The sequence below is a fragment of the Ideonella aquatica genome, from assembly GCF_018069755.1.
Lineage (GTDB): Bacteria > Pseudomonadota > Gammaproteobacteria > Burkholderiales > Burkholderiaceae_C > Ideonella > Ideonella aquatica.
On record NZ_JAGQDE010000014.1, the window covers coordinates 107,465 to 132,657 of the forward strand.

25 protein-coding genes are annotated in these 25,193 nt (G+C 64.9%); 16 read left to right on the plus strand and 9 right to left on the minus strand.

What is annotated here, in order from left to right:
* Positions 1-27: 27 nt before the first annotated feature.
* Complete coding sequence (locus tag KAK06_RS15970) at positions 28-1,980, plus strand: DEAD/DEAH box helicase (protein WP_210803120.1); 1,953 nt, start codon at positions 28-30, stop codon at positions 1,978-1,980.
* A 98-nt stretch (positions 1,981-2,078) separates the two neighbouring features.
* Here the strand turns inward: KAK06_RS15970 and KAK06_RS15975 are convergent, their stop codons facing one another.
* Entirely contained in the window at positions 2,079-2,324 is a 246-nt protein-coding gene (locus KAK06_RS15975) for an H-NS histone family protein (RefSeq protein ID WP_375140898.1), read from the minus strand.
* Positions 2,325-2,529: 205 nt separating this feature from the next.
* Here KAK06_RS15975 and KAK06_RS15980 point away from each other — a divergent pair, with 205 nt between their 5' ends.
* From KAK06_RS15980 to KAK06_RS15990, 3 genes are all read left to right on the plus strand, one after another.
* The gene (locus tag KAK06_RS15980; protein WP_210803122.1) at positions 2,530-2,697 is read left to right on the plus strand and encodes a hypothetical protein; all 168 of its coding nucleotides are present in this window, start codon (positions 2,530-2,532) and stop codon (positions 2,695-2,697) included.
* Positions 2,698-3,075: 378 nt separating this feature from the next.
* Positions 3,076-3,912 (plus strand): hypothetical protein, encoded by an 837-nt coding sequence (locus KAK06_RS15985; RefSeq protein WP_210803123.1) that lies wholly within the window; start codon positions 3,076-3,078, stop codon positions 3,910-3,912.
* A gap of 72 nt (positions 3,913-3,984) precedes the next feature.
* Positions 3,985-4,254, plus strand: a complete 270-nt coding sequence (locus KAK06_RS15990) for a hypothetical protein (protein ID WP_210803124.1) — start codon at positions 3,985-3,987, stop codon at positions 4,252-4,254.
* A gap of 78 nt (positions 4,255-4,332) precedes the next feature.
* Here KAK06_RS15990 and KAK06_RS15995 read toward each other — a convergent pair whose 3' ends face one another.
* Entirely contained in the window at positions 4,333-4,482 is a 150-nt protein-coding gene (locus tag KAK06_RS15995) for a hypothetical protein (protein WP_210803125.1), read from the minus strand.
* Positions 4,483-4,509: 27 nt separating this feature from the next.
* On the opposite strand from KAK06_RS15995, the gene KAK06_RS16000 reads away from it, so the two are divergent.
* Positions 4,510-4,989, plus strand: a complete 480-nt coding sequence (locus KAK06_RS16000; protein WP_210803126.1) for a hypothetical protein — start codon at positions 4,510-4,512, stop codon at positions 4,987-4,989.
* Positions 4,990-5,331: 342 nt separating this feature from the next.
* Here the strand turns inward: KAK06_RS16000 and KAK06_RS16005 are convergent, their stop codons facing one another.
* The 7 genes from KAK06_RS16005 to KAK06_RS16035 all read right to left on the minus strand — a co-directional run bounded on the left by KAK06_RS16005 (position 5,332) and on the right by KAK06_RS16035 (position 17,592).
* Positions 5,332-8,079 (minus strand): phospholipase D-like domain-containing anti-phage protein, encoded by a 2,748-nt coding sequence (locus KAK06_RS16005; protein WP_210803127.1) that lies wholly within the window; start codon positions 8,077-8,079, stop codon positions 5,332-5,334.
* A 13-nt stretch (positions 8,080-8,092) separates the two neighbouring features.
* A complete protein-coding gene (locus KAK06_RS16010) occupies positions 8,093-11,119 on the minus strand; it encodes an anti-phage-associated DUF1156 domain-containing protein (protein WP_210803128.1) in 3,027 nt (1,008 codons plus the stop codon).
* A gap of 9 nt (positions 11,120-11,128) precedes the next feature.
* Positions 11,129-13,084, minus strand: a complete 1,956-nt coding sequence (locus KAK06_RS16015; RefSeq protein WP_210803129.1) for a DUF8451 domain-containing protein — start codon at positions 13,082-13,084, stop codon at positions 11,129-11,131.
* On the minus strand, positions 13,081-13,761 hold the full coding sequence (locus KAK06_RS16020; protein ID WP_210803130.1) for an anti-phage-associated DUF3780 domain-containing protein: 681 nt from the start codon (positions 13,759-13,761) through the stop codon (positions 13,081-13,083). The genes KAK06_RS16015 and KAK06_RS16020 overlap by 4 nt, the downstream gene beginning before the upstream one ends.
* A 4-nt stretch (positions 13,762-13,765) precedes the next feature.
* Positions 13,766-16,888, minus strand: a complete 3,123-nt coding sequence (locus tag KAK06_RS16025; RefSeq protein WP_210803131.1) for an anti-phage-associated DUF499 domain-containing protein — start codon at positions 16,886-16,888, stop codon at positions 13,766-13,768.
* Complete coding sequence (locus KAK06_RS16030) at positions 16,885-17,085, minus strand: type II toxin-antitoxin system antitoxin (RefSeq protein WP_210803132.1); 201 nt, start codon at positions 17,083-17,085, stop codon at positions 16,885-16,887. The genes KAK06_RS16025 and KAK06_RS16030 overlap by 4 nt, the downstream gene beginning before the upstream one ends.
* 132 nt (positions 17,086-17,217) lie before the next feature.
* Positions 17,218-17,592 (minus strand): type II toxin-antitoxin system TacA family antitoxin, encoded by a 375-nt coding sequence (locus KAK06_RS16035; protein WP_310740767.1) that lies wholly within the window; start codon positions 17,590-17,592, stop codon positions 17,218-17,220.
* 355 nt (positions 17,593-17,947) lie between these two features.
* Here KAK06_RS16035 and KAK06_RS16040 point away from each other — a divergent pair, with 355 nt between their 5' ends.
* The 11 genes from KAK06_RS16040 to KAK06_RS16085 all read left to right on the plus strand — a co-directional run bounded on the left by KAK06_RS16040 (position 17,948) and on the right by KAK06_RS16085 (position 25,034).
* The gene (locus KAK06_RS16040; protein ID WP_210803133.1) at positions 17,948-18,133 is read left to right on the plus strand and encodes a hypothetical protein; all 186 of its coding nucleotides are present in this window, start codon (positions 17,948-17,950) and stop codon (positions 18,131-18,133) included.
* 303 nt (positions 18,134-18,436) lie between these two features.
* Positions 18,437-18,880: a DUF3577 domain-containing protein gene (locus KAK06_RS16045; RefSeq protein ID WP_210803134.1), complete on the plus strand. Its 444-nt coding sequence runs from the start codon at positions 18,437-18,439 to the stop codon at positions 18,878-18,880.
* Positions 18,880-19,080: a hypothetical protein gene (locus KAK06_RS16050; RefSeq protein ID WP_210803135.1), complete on the plus strand. Its 201-nt coding sequence runs from the start codon at positions 18,880-18,882 to the stop codon at positions 19,078-19,080. The genes KAK06_RS16045 and KAK06_RS16050 overlap by 1 nt, the downstream gene beginning before the upstream one ends.
* Positions 19,070-19,204, plus strand: a complete 135-nt coding sequence (locus KAK06_RS24430; RefSeq protein ID WP_256441162.1) for a hypothetical protein — start codon at positions 19,070-19,072, stop codon at positions 19,202-19,204. Before KAK06_RS16050 ends, KAK06_RS24430 begins: the two co-directional genes overlap by 11 nt.
* Positions 19,205-19,686: 482 nt before the next feature.
* Positions 19,687-20,280 carry a DUF3275 family protein gene (locus tag KAK06_RS16055; protein ID WP_210803136.1) on the plus strand — a complete coding sequence of 198 codons (594 nt, stop codon included), beginning with the start codon at positions 19,687-19,689 and terminating at the stop codon, positions 20,278-20,280.
* Between the two features lie 528 nt (positions 20,281-20,808).
* Complete coding sequence (locus tag KAK06_RS24235; protein WP_247652913.1) at positions 20,809-21,375, plus strand: hypothetical protein; 567 nt, start codon at positions 20,809-20,811, stop codon at positions 21,373-21,375.
* 321 nt (positions 21,376-21,696) lie between these two features.
* Positions 21,697-22,152 carry a hypothetical protein gene (locus KAK06_RS16065; protein WP_210803137.1) on the plus strand — a complete coding sequence of 152 codons (456 nt, stop codon included), beginning with the start codon at positions 21,697-21,699 and terminating at the stop codon, positions 22,150-22,152.
* Positions 22,153-22,295: 143 nt separating this feature from the next.
* Positions 22,296-22,619, plus strand: coding sequence for a hypothetical protein (locus KAK06_RS16070; RefSeq protein WP_210803138.1), 324 nt, complete (start codon positions 22,296-22,298; stop codon positions 22,617-22,619).
* Between the two features lie 94 nt (positions 22,620-22,713).
* A complete protein-coding gene (locus KAK06_RS16075) occupies positions 22,714-23,820 on the plus strand; it encodes a DUF6094 domain-containing protein (protein WP_210803139.1) in 1,107 nt (368 codons plus the stop codon).
* A 486-nt stretch (positions 23,821-24,306) separates the two neighbouring features.
* Positions 24,307-24,714, plus strand: coding sequence for a hypothetical protein (locus tag KAK06_RS16080; RefSeq protein ID WP_210803140.1), 408 nt, complete (start codon positions 24,307-24,309; stop codon positions 24,712-24,714).
* Entirely contained in the window at positions 24,711-25,034 is a 324-nt protein-coding gene (locus tag KAK06_RS16085; RefSeq protein ID WP_210803141.1) for a hypothetical protein, read from the plus strand. Before KAK06_RS16080 ends, KAK06_RS16085 begins: the two co-directional genes overlap by 4 nt.
* Positions 25,035-25,193 lie beyond the last annotated feature (159 nt).

The window sequence follows — 25,193 nt, forward strand, 5'->3', positions numbered from 1 at the left end:
TCAGGCACTGCCCAGGTGACCGGTGCCATGTCCACCGATGTCACCGAGCGGCCTTCCTTCGCGCCGGTCGCGCCCGCCTTGCGACCGTTTGTCCAGCGCGCCGCTTGCGACGGTCGGCGCATGGGCCTGGCCACGCCGTTCGGGGACGAGGTGAGCGCGCTGATGCGCTCCCTGGGTGCCAGCTGGACGCCCTACCGCCGCATGTGGCTGTGCGAGGTCGACGGCCTGCGCGAACTGCTGGACGGTCTGCAGCGCGCGGCCGCTCGTCTGCCGGCCTTCTCGTTCGACGATGCGCGGGCGCTGGCAGTGGCGGCCTGGCAGAACCCTCAGACCGACTACTTCACCTCGCTGCTCGATGTGCAAGTGATGCCCTTGGCCAAGGGCGGCTACGCGGTGTCATCGGCCTTCGATCCGCTGGTGGTGCGGGCGCTGAAGCGGCTGGGGGGACGATTCCACAAGCCCGCGCGGGCCTGGGAGGTCAGGCGCGATCGGCAGGAGATCCTTCGTGTGCTGCACGAGGTGGCCGGGGTCGACGAGACCGTCGTGTTCGTGCACGAAGGAGCGCTGCTGCTGGAAGACCTGGTGGCCGCTGCCAGGAGCGAGGTGCCGATCGCTGTGCCTGGCGCCGCTCCGCCGGCGACAGGTGGCGGTGAACAGGCGGAGACAGCCATGCCCTTGGGCGCCGGTTTTGTGTCTGCGCTGGGCACGCCGCTGGTGCGCTTGGCCGTGGACGAGAAGGCGCTGGCCAGGGCCGCGCGCGAATGCGGCCTGCGTGACTACCAGGTGGCCGGCGTGAGGCATCTGCTGGGCCTCTCCAGTGGCCTGTTGGCGGATGACATGGGTCTGGGCAAGACCAGGCAGGCCGTCGTGGCCGGTCGGCTCGCTGCCGGTGCTGACCAGGTGCTGGTCGCCTGCCCTGCCAGCCTGGCGCTGAATTGGGAGCGTGAGATCCGCGCGGTATACCCGAACGCCCGCATCGCGCTGGTGGGTCAGCACCCGATGGTGCAGGTCCGCGCAGCGGACTGGATCATCGCGAACTACGAGCGCCTGGGTGGCCTGGTGCGCGAGGCCAGCCTGCGACTGGCGGTCATGTTGGTGGACGAGGCTCACTACCTCAAGGAGCACCAGGCCGGACGCACCCGCAATGCGTTCTTGCTGGCTGAGCGTGTACCGCGGCGGTTTTTGCTGACCGGCACACCTGTGCTCAACCGCGAGATCGAGGTCCACACCCTGCTGCGACTCTCGGGGCATCCCTTGGGCCGGATGCCGCTGGTGGAGTTCCGCAAACAATTCGCCGGCGACGCTGGCAAGCGCGCCCAGCTCGCCGAGCGCGTCAGCGAGTGGATGCTGCGCCGGGGCAAGGACGTGCTCAAGGATCTGGGAGACAAGCTGCACCAGACCAGAGTCCTGCAGGCGCCGGACAAGCTGGCGGTGTACCGCAGCATCCTGGCCGATCCCAGCCTGCAGACGATGCCCAAGCTCACCAAGCTGCGTCAGCATCTGGAGGCCTCCAAGGTCGACTTCCTGATCGACTCGGTCCGATGCCTGCCCCAGAACGGCAAGGCGCTGATCTTCTGCGAGTACATGGACACCGTGGACCAGCTCAAGGAGGCCCTGGCCAGCGACGGCGTGCGCTGTGTCAGCCTGGTGGGCTCAGACCCACCCAAGAAGCGCATGGCGGCGGTGGACGCGTTTCAGCGGGACCCTGCGGTGCAGGTCTTCATCGGCACCACGATGGCGGCCGGGGTGGGCATCACGCTCACTGCGGCCAACTACGTCTTCTTCGCATCGCTGCCTTGGACGCCGGCGCTCAAGCGTCAGGCGGAGGACAGGGCCTACCGCAGCGGCAACACCCGCGATGTGTTCGTCATCACACCCCTGGTGGCCGGAACGATCGACGAGCAGATCTATGCCTTGCTCGAGGCCAAGCGCGACATCGAAATGTCGATCGTTGAGGCGAATCGGGTGGGGGTGGGTTGAGTGGTTCGGGCTCGCGCATGAGGGAGTAAGCAGCGGGCTCAGCTGGGGTTTCGCAGTGACAAGCAGCTAGGGCGGTGCGCCAGCGCACCGCGGCCCGTTCAGATCGCGAAGTCGATGAGCGCCCGACCTGCCGCAAGCTGCGTCTGCAGCCACTTCGGCTTCAGCCCGCGGCCCGACCAGGTCTGGCCGGATGCTGGGTCTCGGTACTTGGCGGCCACCTTGGTGCCAGCGGCCTTCTTGACGCCGTCGCCGGCGCGATGTGCCAGATCAGCTGCGGTGAGGCCGTACTCGGCCATCAGGGCTTTGACCTTGCTGATGGCGTCGGCGCGGGCGGTGCGTTGCATCTCGGCTATCTGCCGATCAAGGGCGTCCTTCTGGGCGATTAGGTCTTGGAGTGTGGACATTGCAAGGGTGAATGCTCTAGGAGGCGTCATGGTAGCGCCGCCACCCGACGATTCAAGACCAATCTGGGGACGCGCTTCACGCAATCGTCTATGGGCGGTTGGTAGAGTGAGGCGGCGGGCGGCCGCTCAATACCCTCTACTGATCGTGTACACCTTCAGCGCCGATGGGCGGAACACGCCGCGGGCTGTCATCAGGCACGACAAGAAAGGCATCACCATCCCCGAGGAGGAAATGATCTCGCTTGAGCGCGAGGTTCGAGAAGATGCAGGCCACTTGCTCAGCATAGCCGCCCGCATGGGTTGCGATTTCTAGCTCATGCCCTGAGCCACTGGCGCGCCACCATCGCCGGATGGACACAGCCCACATCCGTCCCACTCTTCAGGCGCCCGACCGCCCCTGCTGGCACTGCTCAGCCTGGGGAGGTTGGGCATGGGGCGGGCCCGCCGGCCGGTGCACCCGCCCGAACCACTCCGCGGTGCGGGCGATGCCTGAGCGAGGGTGCGCTGGCTGGCAGCGCGATCCCGGCGCCGACGATGAGCCAGGGCCCCCCACAGTCGTGCAAAATTATTACTGTTTGCAAGTAGGGGTCCTATCTTGATTACCAGGAAAACTGTCCTGATCCTAGGTGCAGGAGCGAGCATTCCGTATGGCTTTCCGAGCGGTTTAGATTTGACCAAGCTCATCAGGGCCATGAAGGCATCTGAACTCGAAATGGTTCCTATAAGCGAGGATTCCCGTGCAAGGAATAACAGAGCTGACGAATTCCTTTTTTCGTTCAACCGCTCGCAAGCGAAAAGCATAGACGCCTTCTTGGCTCGTAGAAGTGAGTTCTCCGACCTGGGAAAACTCGCGATAGCGATCCAAATACTTAAGCTGGAACAACCGGGGGTTATTTACGAAGGTCTGGCGCCGGGACGCTGGTTTTCAGACCTTTTGCACGCAATGGACGCTCCATGGGATCAGATGAACCAGAACAGAATATCTTTTGTCACGTTCAACTACGATAGGTCGCTTGAATTTGCCTTGTCGACGGCCCTGCAATATCGCCACGGAAAGACTCCAAACGAGGTGGAGGTGCTGATGAAGGAGTTTCCCATCGTGCACGCCTACGGGCAACTAGGCTCGCTAAACCCTGACGACCCTTCCTTTGTTCAATACGGTGCGCACAGCAACCCAATGGACACGCGTTTCCTCTTTCGTGCAATGCAGGGGATTCAGGTAATCCCTGAAGGACGTGACGGCAGCGATACGTTCTCCGAAGCACAGGCGCTCATTTCCCGTGCAGATGCCATTTGCTTTCTGGGGTTCGGGTTCGATGAAACGAACGTACGACGCCTCGGAGGAGAATCAATCTTGGGATCAGGTGGGGAGACGCATTTTGCCGCCTCGGCTTTTCACTTAACAAAGGCCGAGACAGAAAAGGCCCTCAGGTCGATCTGCCATAACAAGTGGACGAGTTACTACCGGGACAGAATGTTCAATTCAGACTGCGCTAATACACTGAGGGAATCGTTGATTTTAGGGTAGGCATACATATAGAACTACATCCCCCCCTTCAGGGGGATTCACACCGCCGTGCCGCCGCGCGACGCTCGCGCGATGCCCTACGTCTTCACCCCGCCGGCTGCCTTCGAGTGGCCCGACATCTGGCTGCGCCAGGACATGCGCGGGCGCTTCTACTTCCTGATGGAGCCCATCCGAGCCGCGGCTGAGGCCTGCGGCATCCCCGAGGAGGATCTCGACCGGCAGACCGCCACGACGATCGCGGCAGAGTGGTACCGGCACCACCTGCGGCACGGCGGCCGGCACTTCCCGCTGGCTGATCGGTGGCTGGCTGACCTTGAAGCTCAGTCGGACCGTACGCACTGACCTCGGCGATCATTGACTCCCGCGACCGCGGTTCTCAGTCCATCAAGCAATCGGAGGAGAAGTTGAACAAGCGCATACTCACCACAGGGACAGTTGGCATCGAAAGAAGGAGTTGGAACCCGCCAGCGCCTCCACCGCCGAGCCCGCCACCGCCACCGCCGCCACCGCCACCGCCGCCACCGCCACCGCCACCGCCACCGCCACCGCCACCGCCACCGCCACCGCCACCCTCGACGTGACAGAAAGTAGCGCTCGATGCCCACCACCTCCGCCACCCGAGAGCTTGGCGCCGCCGTTTCTGATGTGCGTTACGCTGTGATCTACGGTGAGCTGAATGAGCGCTTCTGGACCCGAATCGACACGGCGTTGAGCCTCGTCAGTGCCATCGGTGGCTCAGCGGCGGTGGCGACATTCCTGGCGCAGTCCAACTTGGCCAATGCAGTAGCCGGAGCCGTTCTCGCGCTCGCTGGCGTATTGGGCTTGGTGTTGCGGCCCGGCCAAAAAGCGTCGCAGTTCCGTGAAGCGCGTATCGGCTACTTGAACCTGCTGGGGCGCGCTTGGTCGATGCAGGTTGGTGAGGTCGACGCAGAGCGCGCGCGCTTGGAGGCTGCCGCCCCTATTGGGCTGGACGGCTTGGGTCCGGTTGCGTGGAATCGTCTCGTGATACAGCTTGGGGACGAAGACCGCGCGCAGGGGTTGACCACTTGGCAGTCTGTGCTGGCTTGGATCGCGTAGCACCCAGATCCAGCAAGGCCCCGCTGACACAGGCCGAGGCGGCAGACAACATGGCGGACGGCCCGCAGGACAGCCCTTCGACACCGGTTGGCCCGCACAGTTTGGCGGACTCGATCATTCGTATCGCGCTCGTGCGCAAGTCCTCTTGGCTGAAATTCCAGCAGAGGCTATCCCGGTCCAGCTGTCGACACGCTCAGATCGGCGATGCCAAGCTTGCGAAAAGCGCGTATGGGCCACGAACGGTCGCGGCGCGTTCAGCTACGCTTGAAAGCCGCCTTGCCTCGACTTGTGTTCTTCTTGCCAGGCGGTGACTCGGGCGCCCTGGCGTGACAACGGTCTATGTCAGCTCCAGGCAGCTGTCATCAATTGGGCGAAGTCGCGCCGCGACAGAACGGCCGTGCAATCGCGCCAGTCCTTTTCTGGCGGCGCCATCGTGGCGGTGTAGCGAAGGTCGAAGCCGGTGGCCTCGCGCTGGACGTTGATGTACTCGTCCATCTTCAGGCCCAGTGCCTCGATGTCGTCGATCCACTCGTCCTTGATCGTGTCCGGGACGGACCCGAACAGGTCGTAGCGGTCGCGCATGCGGTCCGAGAGGCGGTCGTAGATCTTCTCGTCGACGGTCTGCTCGTTGACCAGGTTGAGCATGTCCACGGTGTCACGCTTCTGGCCGAAGCGCTTGATGCGGCCGATACGCTGCTCCAGCCGCGTCGGGTTCCAGGGCAGGTCGACGTTCACCAGCGTGCCCAGGGTCTGAAGGTTGAGGCCTTCGCAGGCCGCATCCGTGGCCACCATGATCCGGATCTGGTGCTCGGCCACCATCTTCTTCAGCGTCTCGCGTTCGCACGACACACTGTCGCCACGTTGGTAGAGCCGGCTGCGGCCCGCACCGGCGTAAAGGCCGATCGCTTCATCGGGGTAGCGCTGTGCGAGTTGTTCCGCCACCCAGCGCGCGGTGTCGTAGTACTGGCTGAAGATGATCACGCCCAGCTCCAGCCACTTCTCGCGGTCCAGGTAGTACAGAAGTGCCGCCAGCTTGGGGTCGGACGCGATCCGCTCCAGCCGGTTCAGCAGCCGCTCCAGGGCCTCGCGTTCGTCGGTGTTTTCAACGGCCAGCTCCGCGTCGCCCTCGTCTTCCTCGTCGCGCAGTGTCTGGCCCTGAAGCAGCGCTCGCACCGTGTTCAGGCCCGCGTGGATGGACGAGCAGATGCGCTGCTCGACCAGGTTCTTCATGAACCCGCCGCCACCCGCGCGACCCTGGCCACGCGCGCTCAAGGCCTTGCCGAAGGCGCGTGCCTCACGGTAGGCCTCCCGAAAGTCTTCGCTGGTGCGCAGGGCCTTGGCCTCGAACAAGGCATCGAAGCCGTGGGGCTCTCGGATCAGCTGGCGATCAGGGTGAACGTCCACGCCCACCCGGGCCAGCAGGCCGGCGTCCTCCAGGCTGACGCGCTTGCGCAGCACCACGTGGCGCACCAAGGGGTTCTCGCGTTGGAAGAAGGTGGCGCCGGACACCTGACGGTGCAGTTCGTCTTCCAGGATCTCGCGCGTGTCCTCGCTCAGGTCGGCCAACGACCGGGCGGTCTGGGTCTCGCCGTTCACCAGCCCCAGGTCCTGGCGGATTGCACTGAACAGCCGCCTTGCGCGCGGCTCGCGCGTGGAGTCCACCAGCGGCAGCGGGGACCGCAGCAGCTCCCACGCATGCTCGGCGGAAGTCACCTCCTGCCGGCCGGACAGAATCTCCAGCACCTCGCCGGCCCGGTGCCAGGCCGCAAAGTCGTTGCCCAACACAAAGTTGCCGCGCCCCTGGTGCAGGATGCCGATCAGGTCCCACAGGTCCTGCGGCTGCGTCTGGATGGGCGTCGCCGTGCCCAGCAGCACATGCTCCGACCGGGCCGCGATCTCGCGCATGAAGGCCAGCAGCTCGTTCGGCGTGCCCGCGTCGGCACCGAAGCCCTGCCGCGTGCGGGCCTTGTGTGCCTCGTCCAGGATCACCAGGCCGAAACGCAGGCCCAGCAGGTGCTGCTTCTCGGCCGATTGCCGCATCATCAGCCCGGTCGAGACGATGCCGATGCGCAGTGGGCAACGGGCGATGTGCTCACGGCCCGCGGGCGAGATGGCCCGCTCCTGATCATCGAGCCACACCTTGCGCACCGTGTCCCAGCGCGCGCACGGAATGCCCAGCTTGTCCAGCATCTCGGTCTGCCATTGCTCGCACAGCGTGGCCGGCGCAAAGATCACCACCGGCCGCCGGGCTTGCTGCTCACGGTCGGCCAGCAGGCACAGCGTCAGCGCTGCGGTGCCGAGTGACAGCGTCTTGCCCAGGCCCACCTCATCGGCCAGCAGCAGGCGCACCACCTTGTGCATCTGGTGGTGGCGCAGACACTCGGTTACGAAGCCTTGCTGCCATGGCTGCAGGGCCAGGCCTTCGCGGTACAGCGGCGACTCGATCAGCGCGGCCGGCGCCACGTCGCCTTCGTCGTCGATCTCGTCGAACACCACCTCGCGGCGGTAGCCCCGCCGGTGCACCTCGCGGATCACCGCTTCGGGCAGAGGGCGCGAGGCGTTCCACAGGAAGTCGAATTCGCTCTCGATCCAGGCCACACCCTCGGGAGACTCGTCTTCCCACAGGATCTCGTAGTGGCGCTGCCAGCCGCTGCGGGTTTCGTTCATCGAGCCGATGAAGCCCAGCTTGCGCCCATCGGCCAGCTCGATGACGCCGGCCTTGCCGTGCACGAAGCCGCACACGCTGTCGGGCGCCACGCGCACCGCCTGGCCGTGCCGCTGCAGGAAGGCATCCAGTCGGCGGTAGCGGTCGCGGTTAAGCAGTGCCTCGGCCTCGATGGCCTTCTCGTTCCAGCGGCCCATCATGCGGGCCTCGCGCAGCTGAGCCACCTTCAGGTCGTCGGGGTGGATGTCGACGTTGCAGACGATGCGGACGTGAGGAATGCCCTCCAGCAGCTCGTGCGCCACCTCGAACAGCGAGCTGGTGAAGTAGCCCGCGATGCGCCGGTAGCTGTGCGCTCCTTTCAGGTGCTCCAGCAGAAAGCTGGCGTCCAGCCGGTGCGTGCGTGACGAGAACCGCCGGATGGACATGACGTTGTCGCCCTCAGATCCCGAAGCGCTGGTTCTTCAGCCGGGCGCCCAGCACCTCAGCTGCCGTGCGCACATCGACCTCGGAAGCGTTGCGCTCCACGAAGGCCAGCAGGTCCACCAGCAGCGGGCGGGCTTCCAGGAAGTCGGGCATCTCGGCCTGCAGCTGGCTGATGATGGTCTGCGGCTCCAGGTCGGCGCGCATCTGCTGCAGCGCAATCACCAGCCGGCCCAGGCGCGTGGCGCCGAGCTCGGTGCTGTCGGTTAGGTCGCGCGAGGCGAACTCGGTCACTTGCTTCAGCCTTGCCTCGTTGGGCGCCATGCTGGCCATCACGCGGGCGTAGTCCTGCACGCGGAAGGCCTTGGCGAAGTTCTGGTAGTTGTCCAGCTTGCGGGCGCCCGTGGTCTCCATGTCCATCATGCGCAGCAGGAAGCGCTCTATGCCGGACAGCTTGCCCCAGGTGTCTGCCGCCAAGCCCTCGGGTACCAGCAGGTTGCTGGCCGCTTCGGCGGCCTGTTGAACGATCTCGTCCACCACCGTGAACTCGCCCTTCACCCGCGGGCGCAGCGCGAAGCTGGTCACGTCTTCGCCTCCGATATGGGTGTAGCCGGTCAGCACCTTCAGTGCCGCGGCGTAGCCGGCCATCTGCAGGTCGGAGTCGTTGAACACAGGCTCGCCGTGGTGGGCCTTCACCGCGGTGTTCAGGTGCATCATGGTCCGGATCTGCCGATCCACCTCCTGCCGCACGGCGGGCAGAAGGCGCTGCTTGAAGGCAGGCCGGTCACCGGCCGGGCGCTTGCGCAGCATCAGCGTCACCGTGCCTTGCACGTAGCCGCCCTTCTTCAGTTCGGACGTGGTCTCGGTGGCGATGTACCAGGCTGCCACCACCTGCAGCCCCGCGGCCCAGAAGATGCCAACGAGATCACTCCAGACACCGGTGTCCTGGTGCGTGAACATCACGCACTGCATGCCGTTGTCGGGCATGTGTGTCGCCATCGCGGTGTAGGCCGCCACCATGTTGCGGCGGAAGTCTTCGCCAGAGCCTTGTATGGCCAGCGCGCGCCTGGAGTCCCACACCCAGGAGTCGAACGGAGCCGGTGGGTTGCGACGCAGCCAAGCGATGAAGAACTCGGTGATCTCGTGGTAGTTGACAGCGTCCGCGTAGGGTGGATCGGTGATCCAGAGGTCGCAGGCCTCGGAGACCTCGTGTGCGGGGTGGTTCCGCAGCGTGTGGGTGACGCCCGCGGGGATGGGCGCATGGGCGTTCTCGCCGTCCAGTGGGTCAAGTAGGCAACTCGAAGCCCGGCACCCGTAGTTGTAGAGAACGTTCAGCGCCTGGTTGTCGAACACCTGCTTGGTGCCGCCGCTGCGGCCGTCTCCGTCGCCAGTGGACCAGCGGGTGAGGCGGGCGCTGGTGTTGATCATCTGGCATGCCTTGAGACAGAGCTCTGCTGTCGCGTGCCTGCGCAGCTCGGCGTACAGGAGCAGCTGCCGTGCGTTGAAGAGGTGATGCCAGTGAGTCCAACCGCGTTCCCTTCCAAGCCTGGCGGTCTCGTCTCCAGCCTCAATCACCATGTCGGGCACGATCCCTTCGGCTTGCCACGCCGCCAGGTTGCGCGCAACGATTCGCTGCACTTCAGCTTCGCGCTCCAGGTCCTCGTCCGTTGGCGCCGCGAAGTAGGTGCGGGGGCGTGGGTCTGAGACGGTCGTGCCGTCGATCCACTGGATCGCGTACACCCGCTCTTGAAGCGTGTCGCCCGGGAGCGGGCCGAAGTCTTCACGTCCCCATCGGCGCAGCTTGTTCTGGGTGGTGCCATCGGCGTCGCGATAGTCGCCCCGCAACGTACGGATGGGAATGCGGTAGGTCTTGCCGTTCAGCTCGTAGACCAGGGCCCCGTCCCTCACGGTGCCGTTTGCAGCGGCCTTCATCTCTGCTGCTGATGCACCGTTGACGACTCGGATGTCGAAGCGCTGCTCCGCCTCGTTCGGAACGAGCTTAGCGATGACGTTACCGTTCTTGGAGATGACCAGTGACGGCAGGAGGGGTACGAGCCAGCCACTCTCGGGGCAGCGTGTCTCCAAGCAGTACAGATAGACCTTGGCTTGGTTGCCAGATGAGTCGCGCTCGATGCCCAGCTTGCGAACGGACTCCTTGACCGCCTTGGCAACTGCCCTTTGCTGGCGCTCGAGTTCGGCGTGCCTGGCTGCGTCTGTGCCGACGATGTTCAAGGCACCCCAGGTGAGCATGCAGGCGATGGGATTCAGGTCCGACGCGAACGCATCGCAACCGATCCTGGCTGCTTCAAAAGGGATGGAGCCACCACCGGCGAAGGTGTCCCCCACGCGCGCACGTCGGCCGTAGCGGAGCTGGCCCAGCTGCCCTACGAGTTCGGGGATGCTGCGGGCGTCGATCCCAAGGTGCGCGTAGTGCCGGTTCACATCGGCCCAGATCGGCTCGAACAGCCATTCGTCGTCGACCTCCTCCGGCCGCTTGCCCAGATCCGAGCGTTGCTCGTACGAATCTAGCGTTGCGATGTAGCGGCGATACAGCTCCAACTTCTGTTCAGGTTCGATGTCGCGCCGCCAGCGCAGCGTGATGCCTCTCTCATCGCAATCGAGCGGGAAGGTCCAGTACGCCAGCTGCCCCTCCTCTGGCTCCTCGCCCTTCACCTTTGCAGTGAAGAAGGCCCATGGATTAGCCAAAGAGATGCGCTTGGCCATATCGTGTGGCTTCACGCCGTCAGCGACAAACGCCCGGCGAGCCAAGCCCTCTGGGTCAAAGCCCATCAGCTTCTCGAAAACGTCAAGGTCCCGCTCGGCGTCGTCGGTCTGCGGTAGCAGCACACCGAGCACGATGGCCCTTACAAGGATCAACGGCTTGCGTCCCTTCCAGTAGGACCCCAGGCCGGTCAGCGTTTGGTAGAGGTTGGCCTTCCGCTCGCGTTGAGCTTCATGCGAGACCTTCTGCACCGGGAACACCGATTCGATCAGTGCCGGTGTGTCGCGCAGTGCGCCGGGGGTGAGGTTGGGGCGGTTGGTCATGCGGCGGCTTCAGGCACGGTAGGCCTGGTCCGGGTCATTGGGTTTGTCGGGCCGGGTCATAGCGATCCGGCCGGCGCGCAGCAGCGGGCGCAGGTAGTTCTGGCGCACGGTCTCAGCGTTGCGGCCCAGCAGGGCCGCGATCTCCTCGGCCCGCCAGGGGCGCAGTTCGCAGAGCGCTACCACCAGGTCTTGCACCTCCTGCGGCGGGCGGCGCTGGCCGATGGCGCCCACCCGGGCGGCCAGGCCGCCGGGCAGCTCGTTCAGCAAGGCCTGGCGGCGCGGGTCGGCCAGCGGGTCATCCCGAGGTTCGGGTTGTCGAGGGTTACTGTCCTGGGAGCTGAGGTTGCTAGACAAGGCGCCGGGGTTACTAGATAAGCCGAGGGGGTTACTAGACAAGCCGGTCCTGCCCGAGCCTTGGGCAGCAAGTTCTCCGGCATTCTGGGCCGCGCCGTCCTGGCCGCCATCATGGTCATTGCGGCCGAGCATCCGGGCGGTGGGCTGGTACCAGGTGGCCGATCCGCGGTCCTTCTGGGTGAAGAGGCCGGCGTCGCGCAGCCGGCGCAGCGCCTTGCTCGCGGCCAGGGTGTCCACCTTGTTGATCTCGCGGTAGGTCTGGTTGTCCATGGCCCCGGCCTCGCGGGCCACCACCAGCGCGCGCGCCTCGGCCTCGGAGAGCTGCAGCTCCTTGAACCGCGCCAGCCAGGCCAGGTCGTCCGGCCCCAGGAAGTGGTGGAAGAAGAGGCGCAGCGTGAACTGGTCCTGCCCGCGGTCAGACTCGAAGAGCGGCGGCGCCAGGCCGGCGCGCTCGCACATCTCTCGCATCACCCGCACGCCGCTGCCCTTGGTCTCGGCAAAGCGGGTGTCGTACAGCGCGGCGGCCACCTTGGGGTTGCGCGGTACCGAGCCGGGTTCGCCCAGGTGATCGGGCGACTTGAGCGAGAAGCCCGGGTTGCGGATCTCCAGCCGGTTGCTGTAGCGAATGATCTGCACCGGCGCCTGCAGCCGGTAGCTGCGGTGCATCAGCGCGTTGACGACGGCTTCGCGGATCACTCGCTGGGGGACGAGTGGGCTGTCCTGCCGCTGCAGTTCGCCCTCGGCCAGGCCGAAGGCTTTGGGCAGGTCGTCAAGGATGGCGGCCTGTGCGCGGCGGATCAGGCGGAACAAGGGGTCGCGCAGCTCGACGGTGTCGAAGCGGCGGTCCGGGTCGGGCACCCAGTCGCGGCCGGGCACGCGGATGTAGTCCACGCGCGTCATCGGGAAGCAACGGCGCAGCGCCACGGGCTTGCCCAGCAGCACCAGGCCGGCCACTGTGGGCTGCCAGGCCCCCTGCGCGTTGCGGCGCACGGCACCCAAGGCCTGCAGCAGCTCTTCGTCGGACCAGCGCAACTCTTCGGCGTCGGGGTTGGCCTCGCGGCGGGCGACGCGGTAGTCGGCGATGGCTTCGGGGGACAGGTCGTCGAGCGTGGTGTCGGGCACCAGGCCGGAGTCGAAGCTCTCCACCTGGCGGGCCTGGTACAGCGCGATCAGGTCGTCCTCGGTGCAGCGCTGGTCGGTGCTGCAGATGCGGCGGAAGGCTCCGCGCGGCAGGCCCTGGGCCTTCAGGTAGACCGGTTTGTCCTGCGGTGCCGCCTCGGGCACGAACACCACGAGCACCACTTTGCCTTCGAGCTGCTCGGTACGCACTTCCAGCCGCACGGGCTGGTTGAACATGCTGGCCGCCTGGGTGGCGAGGTCGGTGCCCACGCGCTCGGGCTGCTCCACGCCCTCCACCGAGTAGCCGGGAAAGAGCGCCATCTCCTCGCGCACTACGCCCAGCAGCAGCCAGCCGCCGCCCATGCCGGGTTCGTTGGCGAAGGCACAGACGGTTTCCATGACCGACTTGCCCACGTCGGAGCCCGCCTTGGCTTCGATACGCTCGGTTTCGTCGAGCAGCTGCAGGCGTTCGAGCAGCTCCTGAGCGGTCATTCCGTACCGTCGCTGAAAAGGTCGAGCGTCAGCCGCTGGCCCACGACACCGCTGTCACGGGTGACAAGCGCGCGGCGCGCGCGCGGTGACAGCAGCTCGCTCTGCGCCACGTCGCCCAGCGCATGGCGCAGGGCCAACCGCCAACCCTTGTCACCGTCTCCGATGCCGCCGGTGCTCATCGCGGTCATGCCGAAAAGCCACCAACGTTCTTCGGGGCGCAGCGCGAGCCAGTTGCGCACAGCGACGGGGATCTTCTCCATCTCCATGTGCTCAACCGCCCAGACCAACACGCACAGCTCCTTGCCCAGCAGCCGATCGACTGGGTTGTCGCCAGCCTTCCAGGCGCTGGGCTTAAGGTGGTGCGCTCCGAGACGGGCATTGAAGGCGCGTTGCGCTTCGGCGCGAATGGCGGTCCAGCGCGCCCGGTCGAGCACCGCCCGATCAATCACAGAGTGCTCGTTGCTCAGGGCCTGCAGGCCGAGGTACTCGCTCAGCTGCACGGGAGCGGTGTTGCTACGCGGGACAAACACCTTGAAGTGATGCGGGTCCGAGGTAGCTGGCACTCCGAAGCCCAGTGTCGGCCGTACATCAGCGAATGCTCCGCTCGAGGTGGTTGCGGACGCCGTGACGTTGGCATTGAGCGCTGCGGCAGTGCGGGTGGGCCTGGGTTTTGCCATCGATTCAGTCCTCCTGGACAACGTCACCGGGCCTCAGCTCCAGTCCCACCAGCTTCGCAAACTCCTTGGCTGCGAAGCCGGTGTCGAAGTGGGCGCCGTCGCTGACGTTCACGACCACTGGCGCTTGGTCTTCGGCCAGCAGCCGGCGCAGGCTGTTGATCACGCCCTCAATCACGCTGGCAGTGACCTCGCGCTCCTGGAAGCGCACGGTCACAGTATTCTCTCCCTCACCGATCTCGATGCGCACGCCCTTGAAAAGAGTTCCAGGTAGATCTCGGAAACGGTTGATGACACCAAACACGCGGTCGGTGGTGTCCAGGCTGATGCGCTTGGGTTGCAGTTTGACGGGTTTGGTGTCGTTGATTTGGACGGTCTTGTCGCCGCTGGCCGGAATGTGGAAGTCTGCCGTCTTGATAGCCTCGCCGGCGCGGGCATGAACGAGCAGTCGGGCTGCGGTGGCGCCAATCTCGAACGGCCCTTCGTAGGCCAAGCCGTCGCGCGGGTTGGAGCCGTCCAACGTGTAGGTCAGCGTGGCCTTGGGCGCGCACGCCAACGTGACGCGGCGCTTGTCGGCGGCGGGCTCCACCTGGTGGCGGATCTTCAGCTCGGCGGTCCAGCGAACGGGCGTGCCGGTCTCATAGTGGCCCGTGGTGTCTCGGGCGAGGAAGTACAGCGTGCCTTCCGTCGTGGTGAAACTGTCGAGGTCCTCGACTGACTGCCCGTTCACCAGCCCCTCGGGGCGGGTGGCGTACACCACCACCGGGCTTTCGCCCGCGTGGCGCGGCGTGAGACTCAGGATGGTGGCGCCCGTGTCAGGCTGGGTGCCAATGACCGACACGTTGACCGTAGTCTTGTCCTTTGGGAACGGCCCCTTCTCGATGTACCCGTCTTCACCCAGGCGCCAGCGGCCTTGCTTCAGGGCCTCGGTCTTCAGCGTGTCCATGCCACCTGAGCCAGGCATCCAGGGCCAGTCGGGGTTGCTCTTGGCACGCGCGACCACGTCTTTCCACGGCGTGCGGCGGTTGTCCTTGCCCGAAGGCCACAGAACTTCTTCCGCCATGGCGAAGTATTCGCCGAAGCTGTCTGTCAGGTTGGCGGCCAGCTTGTAGTTGGCGCGCGGGCTGGCCAGCAGCGTCTCGATCTGAGCCTCGGCGGACTGCTCGCCCTTGCCGAGCTTGAGGCCGTTGTCGATGGTGACGTTGGCCAGGAAGTGCCGGCCGTCGATGGGATCGGAGCTCGGGAAGTAGACCCGGTTGTAGGCAGCGGAGAGCGCCTTGGCAAAGCGGCCTTCCGCTTCTTCGAGCCGGTCACGCGCCTCCTCGAACAGGGTGTCGCCAGCCTTCAGGCGCTTGTGGATTTGCTCGATGGCGTAGAGCTCACGCAGGCGGTCTTCCACAGCGTCGGCCAAGTGACTGTCTTGCCCCGTCAGCACCAGCAGATTGTTCTTCTCCTGTTGGTAGTCGAAGAAGTTCTGCAACTCGCTGGGCGGGACCTTGCCGTCCGGCTTGATGACGATGAGGGTGCGTGGGCCGCTCAGGCGGATCTCGTCGAGGCGGGGCAGCACCTGCACGTCTTGGTAGGCCTGTCGCCTGTCCGGCTGGAGGATGCCGGTGAGCCGGTTAATAAGCGCCTGGTCGATCTTGGGCTGTGGCACCTCTTTGGCGTTGCGCTCGATCTGGCGCGAGAGGTTCTCGGTCTCCTTGACGAAGAGACGCTGGTCCTCGCGGTGCAGATACCAGGCTTGCTCGCGCAGCCTCTGCAGGACCTGCAGGAACTCGTCGGGCTTGCGGCCAGGTGCGGCGAGAAACTCAATGACCTCGCTCTCTGAAAGTCCGATGCGACCGCCCACTGCGCGGGACAGCGACGACGCCAGCAGCAGCGTCATCACCTGGCGGGATGCGTCGGTATCGAGCTCGGCGTCGATGGTCTCGGCGATTGCGTTGCCTTTGTCAGCGATGTCCCGCGTGACTGCCGGCAGCAGCTTGGGGGCGATGCGCTCGATCTCGTCGCGTACCTGGTCATCGTTGAGGGCGAGATGCTGGGCGCCAATGAGGTGGACATCATCGTCTTCGCGCTGCGCCACGCTCTTGAGCAGCCGCGCGGTGAACTGCATCAGCCCGCGGGTCTGTCGGAAACCTTCGTTCTCCTTGAACAGGGCGACGAGGTGCTTGAAAGATGGATGGAAAGGGTAGGTCTCCCGGACCTGTTCGGCAATCTGCTCGATGCTGGCCGCGACGATGTAGCCTGCGTCCTCGGCCTTCTTGACCTGTTGTGCGTACTCCTCGGCCACGTCGGAGATGACGCGCTCGCTGGGCATCTCGTCGATGAGACGTGTCTTCAAGATCTCGTAGATCTCGTTGCCGGCCAGCTGTACCGGAGTGATCGTCATCGCTTGACGGCGCGTCTCCTGCTGAAGGTTCGAGATAGCGTCGGTCAACGCCTTGGTCTGCGCCTGGTAGCTGCCAGACAGGTTGGCGACGACGATGCAGCAATTGGGCAGTTCCAGCGCCGCACTCATCAGGGTGGCCAGCGAGAACACCACCATGTTCGCCAGGGTGCCTTGCCCGAAGACCTGGGTGCTAGCGTTGTCCAGGTAGGGCGGCAACTCGTCAAGAAGGATCAGGGTCGGCTTGTCGCCGATGATCTCTTTCCACTTCGCCTGGTCGACGGACTTCGGGCCGTTGGCCCAGTAGGGCTTGATCGCTTCGGGCTCGCCCAGCTGCGTGGCGATATCCCCCCAGATGTAGTTGTCGGGCGTGTTGCGGCCATTGAAGGCTGCGATGCGTGCCTGGCCGAAGTCGATACGGTCCTTCAGGTCGGCCGGCAGTACTTCCTGCCGCAGGTTCGGGTGGCGCGCCAGCAGTCCCAGCGCGATCATCATGTGCGTCTTGCCGCCGCCCATCGCCTGGGTCAATTCGAATACCGCTTGATCCGACTTTCCAGACAGTCGCAGAAGGCCCTCGCGGAACAACTGCGCCATGCCGTGGGTGACGAAGTTGCGCGAAAAGAACTCGCGCCCATCCCCGGCGTCGTGAATGAGGTCGGCCAGGTTCTCGATACCCTGGCTCATCCGGTAGTCGTAGATGGCCGCGCTGAAGCGGCAGGCCTGCTTGACGGTCTTGATCACGAAGAGGCTCCCTTGGCCGCGCGCTTGTTGCTGGTGGACGCATCTGTGGCGATGCCCTTGACCCTGCAATGCTCGCGGATCATCACCTCGACCATGTTGGCGATGGAGCGGTGTTCCAACTCGGCAGCCCGCTGCAGCGCTTCCTTGATCTCTGGTCCGATGCGAAGCGTTAGAGTGGCGGTCTTGCTGGCAGCCATGGCGTCCTCTTGTCGGGACTGCAAATGTACTGCATCAAGCAGCCACAGACTGCGAGTAGGCCAGCTTGGTACTTGCGTGCTCGCCGTATCTGCCAAACACCCAGCGGACGATTCGCCGAGAGCGTTTCCCAGTCACTTCATGCGTTCGCCGTCGGAAGCTACGGATGCGTCCGCGGCGGTAGTGCCCCAGGGTGAGCGCGCCTTCAGGGTGCGGCGCAGGCAGTCATTGGGCGCGAGCGGCTGGTCGAGCATGGCCTGAAGGGCAGCAAAGCCCTTGGCATCAAGCGCGAAGAAGGTTTGGTCCAGCAACACTTCTTCGGCCCGCCGGCAAGCCGATTCAAGTACGAAGTCCGAACGGGTGCAGCCTAAACGGTCGGCCGCTTGGCTGATCAGGTTTCGCTGCCACGCTTTGCAGCGGATACTGATCTTGACCAGTTCCTTTGATCTAGTTTGGCCCATGAAGCGCCCTTCTTCTGCTGAATCCGCAATGTCAGAGTCGGATGTCACACCATCCTATTTTGTAGTCAGGGCCCAGTGGCCGGCTCGGGAAGGGCCCGATCCCGGCGGGCCACGCCCTCATCTGTGTCGCGGTTGGGCTCACACTTGGTTGGGCAATATGGCCGGTTGACGTTGGCCCGCCAGCAGGCTCACAATCCATCTGCTTGCTGGCTGCCCTGCAGCCCGGTAGTGGCACGAAACGCCACGCCCTCAACATCGTCAGGCTCCTGCAATAGCGATGGGGTCCAGCCGTCAGGCCCGGACTCGGGAGTTGAATCTCCTCTTGCCGAGTGGCATTGCCCCCGAGCGCACCCGCCGTGTGTGTCCTCGGGGGGCAATGTCGCCCGCGCACACAGGAGCCCCCATGGCACACGCTGCCGTCCTCCCTGGCCACGATGAGGCCACGCCCGAACGCATGGCATCCGCCGGCGTCCCCTTTGAGACCGCGTGGTGGTATCACCTCATCGGTCGCAGACTGACGCGCTTTTCGGAGCGTGACATCGATCGCATCATGGAAGTGCGTCGTCTCGTTGCCGAGGCGAGTCTGTGACTTCCTGTGGACCCCGGCTTGAGGCCGGGTTCTTCAAGCGCTTGAGTACTGCACCGGGCGCTTGAAGAACCAGGTTTCCCTGCCTGACCGACTCAATCGGTCCGACCGTGGCACGTTACGCCACGCCCAGACACCGAAAGGCTCCTGAAAGAGCGGTGGACCTGCCGGCCCTCAAGCCGGCAGCCTGGAGTTCAGTTCCATCAACCCCCTGGGGATGTCATCCATCCCCGGCGGGGCTGGGTGCGTCCCCTTTCTTGTCACTGGAGATGCACCATGCCTGAAGCACAAGCCCAAACCGTCTCGATGTTCAACCTGATCGTCGAGGGTGTCGGCTACCTCAACCGGGTTCGTTCCGTCACGCCGAAGAAGGGGCCCGCCTACCTGGCGTGCACCATCAACGCGATGATGGGCGAGTCCACAGCTGTCGAGTACGTCTCGATCGATTGCCGCATCGTCGGCAAGCAAGCGCTCGAAGCGGTCAAGCAGTTGGAGGACGCGGTGAAGGCCAAGCAGAAGGTGATCGTCGGCTTCCGTGCCGGTGACCCCAAGCCTGACTTCTACGAGTTCACCAACAGCCAAACCGGCGAGGTGGTCCAGCGCGAAGGCCTCAAGGCCCGCCTGCTGCAGTTGACCTTTGCGAAGGTCGACGGCCAGAAGGTGGAGATCCCTGTGGTCGAGCGCGCGCAACGCGCTGATGAGTCGGCCCAGGCCGGTGGTGCCCAGCGGCACGAACCGGCCGAGGCCTGATGAAGCGTAAGCTGAATCCCGAGCAACGCAAACACGTTGCCGGGGTGATCGACAAGGCCGCCATCGCGTACTTCGCGGTGGTTGGCTACACTGCATGGTCAGCAGGTCAGTACCTCGTTTTCGCGCATGCCATCCTGGCATTCGTGGTCTTCGAGGCTCTGGCCGTCTGGATTTTGAAGGAGCCCGAAGATGAGCACTGAGCAGCAAATCGCCTCCGTCGTCATCGGCTGGGGAATGATCGCCATCGCCGCGGCCGTCGCGTACTGGGTCCATTGGACCGACAAGCGCGTCGATCGTGAACGGCGGTCAACTTCAAGCCACTGACCAGCCTCCCTGAGCCTGCCCCTTCCTAGGGGCGGCTTTCTAGACCGGCGCGGGCCGCCGGTGCAGAAAGCCAAGGTTTCACGTTTGTTCCCGAGTGGCGGCTTCTTGGCAATCAAGCCGCGCCTGGTTTGTGCGTTTTCCCAAGACGCACGCCCTGACACCGCAAGGCTCCTGCAAGAGCGGTGCACCGACAGCCTTGGCTGACGGCCTGGAGTGCGATTGATGCAAGCTTCCCGGCTCAACCGGGTCTCGTCATGGCGGCGCCTTCTGGCCAACCGCCGAATCGCCTGCGGCTGAACCCTGCAGGCACCGTGCTTCCTGGACCGCGGGGCTTCGGCCTCGCGCGGTCTTCTCCAGGAACGGCACATCCAGCTCGCCAGCCAAGCCGGCACAGATCCCCAACCGCTTCGCGGGACCCCCAGTCCCGCCAGGGGCCTGGCACGTCCTTCGAGGCTTCATCTCAGCCCCAAAGGAGCTTAGCTATGCCCATCTCAGTCCGAGGCACTCTCGTTGTCACGCGCAAACGCGGCCGCAAGGGTGAGTTCAACATTGGCGACCTGTGCACCGAGATCGGTGAGTTCGAGGTCAAGGACGCCCTGATCGAAGAGTTCGAGCCCGGCAAATACACCGGCGAGTTCGTCATCAAGTGGATCGAGCCCGACTCGTTCTCCTGGCGCGGCAAGGTCTTCGTCAAGGTCCGTGCGAACGTGGAGGCGATCTACATCGACGAGGCCGATGAGACGCCGGACGCTGCTCACACGGCGCTGCCGCCTGAGCCCGATCCTGCGGATCCCACGCCGCCCCGCGACGAGCGAGCCGCCACTGTCGAAGCCGTTGACCAGGGAAGTCCGTCTGCAGCACGACGGCCTCGCGTTGCACCGGCGGATGAGCCCGCGCCCGACGACCAGGCCCTGTTCGGTGCTGAGCTGTACCCGCTGCTGGAACAGCGGCAAGCCATGAAGCTCGACCCGACGATCGATCGCATGCAGTTCCGGCAGCAGCGGGACCGGCTCAAGGCGCTGGGCTACACCTTCGACGTGAAGAGCCAGACCTGGTCCAGCGACGTGCCAGTCTGAGCTGTCTGAGCCCACAAGGCTCGATCGCTCCAACGCCCGCCTCGTGCGGGCTTTCCAGAGCGCCTAACGGGGCGCTTCGGCAAGCCCGCGCAGTACTGGCGGTAAATGATTCCTGGGTGGCCACGCCCCCCATGCGTGGTGCCGTTTTGCTGTTGCAGCGGTGAAGAGGATCGAAGTGGTGTCCGTCGTCTGCGAGTTCGGACACGCCGCACGCGGGCCTGGGGATGGGCCAGCAGGTAGAGCAGACGTAGTCGATCCTGAGCCCGGTCCATTGGCCGGGTTCCTTGAGTGCTTGCGCCTCTCACCACGAGTGGATGGAGCCCTGAAGGAACCTTTTGCGCTTCTCTACCGCCGACCGTCGGTTTCGGTCCGAAGGCGTCACGTCACGACGCGCCCACACGCGAGCTGGCTCCTGAAAGGGCTCGCGGGCGCCGCCAGGTGCCTGGAGTGTGATCGTTCAACCACCCCCGGGGTCGTTCACCCCGGACATGGGGTGCGGCCACCTTTTTCTTTGACAAGGAGATGTCCATGCACCCTCATCACGTCACCATCAGCGGCCAAGCCCACGTCCGCGCTGGCGAGCAACTTAGCACCATCGACCTCGGCCTGCGCAGCTGGGACGAAGCGGTTCGGCTGTTGCTGGCCGCACATTTGCACGCCACGGCAGAGGGCCAGAGGATGGTGGAAACCCACCTGGTGCGGATGGCCCAGATTGCTGACCTGGCCCAGAACGCCGTTGCCTTGCTCGATCGCCTGCCCGACGCCGCGATGGCGCCACTCGGGGAGCACTGGACTCAGCTGCGCGGAGCGCTGCTGCAGCATGCCCTCACACTGAGCGGGCCTGCGTCGCCGACCGTGTCACGCCCTGCACCTGAAACGCAGGGCGAGGCCCAGCGGCCACCGCTCGGACTGCTGGCCCAGCGCTCGGGGCAGGACCTGCCGCTGGAGATCTGCTACAGCGCTGCCGGCTTCTACCTGGGCACCTACAACGACGAGGGGCCTTACACCCGCGAATCGCAGGAGTACTGGCCCCAGCGTGAACAGGCGCAGCGCGCTCTGGACACGGGCCACTGGACCCAACGCTCTGATCATTGACACGTCGCACCCGCGGCGCACCCGGCTGGCCTTTCAGTGAGGCCTTTCTTGGACGCCGGGTTCTTCAAGCCCTTCGACGATCGGTCTTGACCTGACGAGGGCTTGAAGAACAGAATCGAGACGTTTCCCGCCTGACCGACTCAATCGGTCCGACTGTGGCTCGTGACGCCACGCCCTCAAACACCGGTAGGCTCCTGCAAGAACGGTGGATCGGCAGCCCCAAGTTGTCGACCTGGAGTTTCTTCTCATCAACCCTCGTGGGGATGTCATCCATCCCCAGCCTGGGGTTTGGTGCGTCCCCATTTCTTTTGGAGACGCACCATGAACTTCCCTCCCATCACGGGCCTCGACGGCGTCGTCATCCCTGACCACGCTGAATCGTTGGCCACGTCCCCCGTGCTCCTGGCCGGCACCGCCCCTGGCGACGCCGAGACCATGGACATGTGGCAGTACTTCGTGGAGCACATCGACGAGTTCGAGGTGGCCAAGGCCATCGTCGATCACTTCGACAACTGCCCGAAGGACTTGCACAGCGACAAGATCGACGTGGACGCCTTCGCGCTGTACCTGCGCGCGAAGATCACGCTCAAGCGCCAGGCGGTGGCCTATGCAACCGCTCAGGCGGCCCTGACGAAGGCCCGCGAGCAATCGCGCGGCCTGCGTTCGGTGGTCCAGGCCTTTTGTCTGCACCTCGGCGCCCTGCGCCGTGCGTTGCTGGCTCAGCCCGAGGTGCTTGCGCTTCTGGCGGCCACGGCGGTCTACGTCGTCATGCGTTGATCAAGGCTCCCCGCCGATGTCATGACTTGCCGAGCGATCCGAGGCCCTGGTGCCTCGGTCCTCGGCCCTCTTCTTCACCCATCAGGGGCGTTCGTCCCCTGCAGGGACGCACTCCGCCTGAGTTTCTCTATCGGAGATGCCCGATGCGCCCTATTGATCTGGCCGCGACGCCGCTGCGCGCCCCCGTGGCCTTGTCACCGACCTTGTCCATCGAAGCCAATCGGCAAGCCTTCTGGCGTGCTTACCTGAGCTGGCAGTCCGATGCCGACGACGCTGATCTTGCGTTACTCGCCCAGGCCCTGGAGCCGCATGCCCAGCATGTCCGGCCCATCCACCAGGCCATCGGCGCTGCGCTGCTGGATCCGTCGACGATGGACCTGCTGCCAATGGGCCTGCTGTGGCATCTGGAAAGTGCCGGCTGGAGAGTCGAGCGCACCGCGCGACCGACCTTGCCGCTGGCAGCGTAGTGTCCACCTGGCGTCGCTGGTCGGCGCCCTCCTCTTGCCCACCGGGCCTCAGCGCCCGAGAGGCCCTGGGGTCCCTCTCCTTCGGAGTTGCCCCATGGCCCTGATCTTCCCGCGCATCGCGCAGAACTTCATCAAGAACGGGTACTTCCCCACTGACAACGACACGCTCGCGCGCATCGCCGCCGCGCTGGATGGTCCACCGGAGCCTGTTCGCATCATCGACCCGTGCTGCGGCGAGGGCGCTGCACTGCTGGCCTTGAGCGAACACCTGCAGTCCTGCGGCGCGGTGGTGAGCAGCTACGGCGTCGAGTTGGATGAAGAACGCGCCTGGCATGCCAAGTCTGTGCTCGGCACCGTCGCTCACGCGGACGTGCACGAAGTGCGCATGACGGACCGCAGCTTCGGCCTGCTCTTCCTGAACCCGCCCTACGGAGACCTGGTGACCGATGCCGTCGGCTCAGGGGATCGCCCGGTGGGTCGCCTGCGCCACGAGAAGATTTTCTGCCGGCGCACGTTCAACCTCCTGCAGCCGGGCGGCATCCTGGTACTGATCGTTCCGTACTACGTGCTGGACCAGGAGCTGTCTTCCTTGATAGCCCGCCACTTCGAAGACGTGAGCGTCCACCTGGCGCCTGAGCAGCAGTTCAAGCAGTGCGTGGTGATGGGACGCAAACATCGACCCTCCACACCGGACGCAGGCATCGTCAAGCGCCTTGTGGCCTTTGCTGCCGGCGACGACCAGCGCGAACTGCCCCAGACCTGGCCGACAGAACCCTATGAGGTGCCGGCGATCAGGCCGGGCGATGAGTTCAACATGACCGTGGTTCGCCTGGATGCCCGTCAACTTCGCGCCGAGCTTGATGGCGGTCTGGCCAGGCACAGCTTGTGGCCAAGATTCGACCTGCACATGAAGCCCAGGTTGGGTGATATGCGGCCACCGCTGCGCGCGATGACCGACTGGCACCTGGCACTGGCGCTGGCGGCCGGACAGGTCTCTGGCGTCGTGACGTCGGAGGCAGGCCGCCGCTTGCTGGTCAAGGGCCGCACCCACAAGGTGAAGGACACCCAGGTGCTGACCGAGACGGCTGAGGACGGCTCGATCACCGAGACCCGTGTGCTTGTCGACCGCTTCGTCACGGTGATCCGCGGCCTTGATCTCACGCCTGGCGTGACCCTGGGCCAGATCGTGACGATCCAGTAGGCACTGGCCAGATCCTGGCAAGGCGCTGATTCGCATCCTCCCTGCCCACCTCCGGGTGGGTTTCCCCTGAGCCGGGTCGCTCCGCGATCCCCGCCCAGGGGGCTTTTTGAAGGCGTCGCACCCCGACCCCTTCAGAAAGCCCCTGTGGTGCCTTGCAGGCCTGATGTTTAGGCCTGCAGAGCTGATTCCCTACCCGTTGCTCGGGGATACGAGCCGCTGACGGCGTAACCGTCGCCACGAACGCACAGGCCTCCTGAGAAGTGCGGCCGCAGGCAGTTGCCCACCCGGCACTGCCTGCGTGGGGGTTCGATCGAGAACTTGTCCCTGCCGGGCTCACCAGCCCGACGGGGAGGGTGATGCACGGCCCTCTTCATCCCGAAAGGAGTCACCGTGAATGCACCCCCCAAGCACCCGCCGGTAGGCGGGCAACCTGAAGGTGTCACTTCGGCATTGGCCGCTTACGTCCATACCGCCAGGAGCACCGACATGATCGATCTGCGCTACCCCAAGCCACTCCATGCACCGCTGCAGGTTCACTCCCTGCTGGCGTTCTCTCAGCCTGAGGAATCAGCGCTGCCGATCTGCGTTGCGATCTCTCTGGATCAGGTGGTTCTTCGCAGGCTCTTTGACCTGTGGAACACCCTGCTGATCCTGCAGGCCGACGAGATCGGCGACTGGTCACTCAAGACCTCTGCGCAGCTCAGCTGTGACTGTGATGTCCCGCTGCCTGCCGTGCTCACGGTGGGTGCGACGGTCTATGCCAACGGTGAAGTGGAGTTCGCCGTGATGTTGGAAGGTGTTGATCAGCCTGCGAAGACCAGCGATCAACTGGACTTGAACAGCTTGCAGCGTGCCGAGACGGCGCGCCAGAGCCCATCAGGAGCCACACGATGAGCCAGCACTACTTCAGCACACAGCGCCAGGGTGAAGCTGTCACCGTCCTGCTGGGCTGGGACCGACCACTCGGCCACTTCTTCATGGTGGTGGAGCGAGACGATCCCCGGCCGGACCAGGAGGACTACCTCTACGTCAACCTCGACGAGCCGAACGCCTTTGAGCTGGACCTGGACTTCTTCCAGGCCAAGCTGACGGAGCTGGGCATCTCGGTTCCTCCCGAGATGTTTGAGCAGGTCTATCTGGACCAGGTCTTCTCAACGGGCAACCGGCGAGTGACCTACCAGGCCGACGGTCAGTTCGAAAGCGCATCGATCTAGCGCGAGACAGGCTGCCGGCCGGCCCAGGGCTGGCCAGCCGTCTTCCTCTTGAACACAGCTGCCCAGTGGCAGCGACTTCGTCTATGGAAAGGACCCATCATGATTTCGCATCCCAAAGGGTTGTCGGACAACCTCCTTGAAGATCTGCTGCTGGCCGGT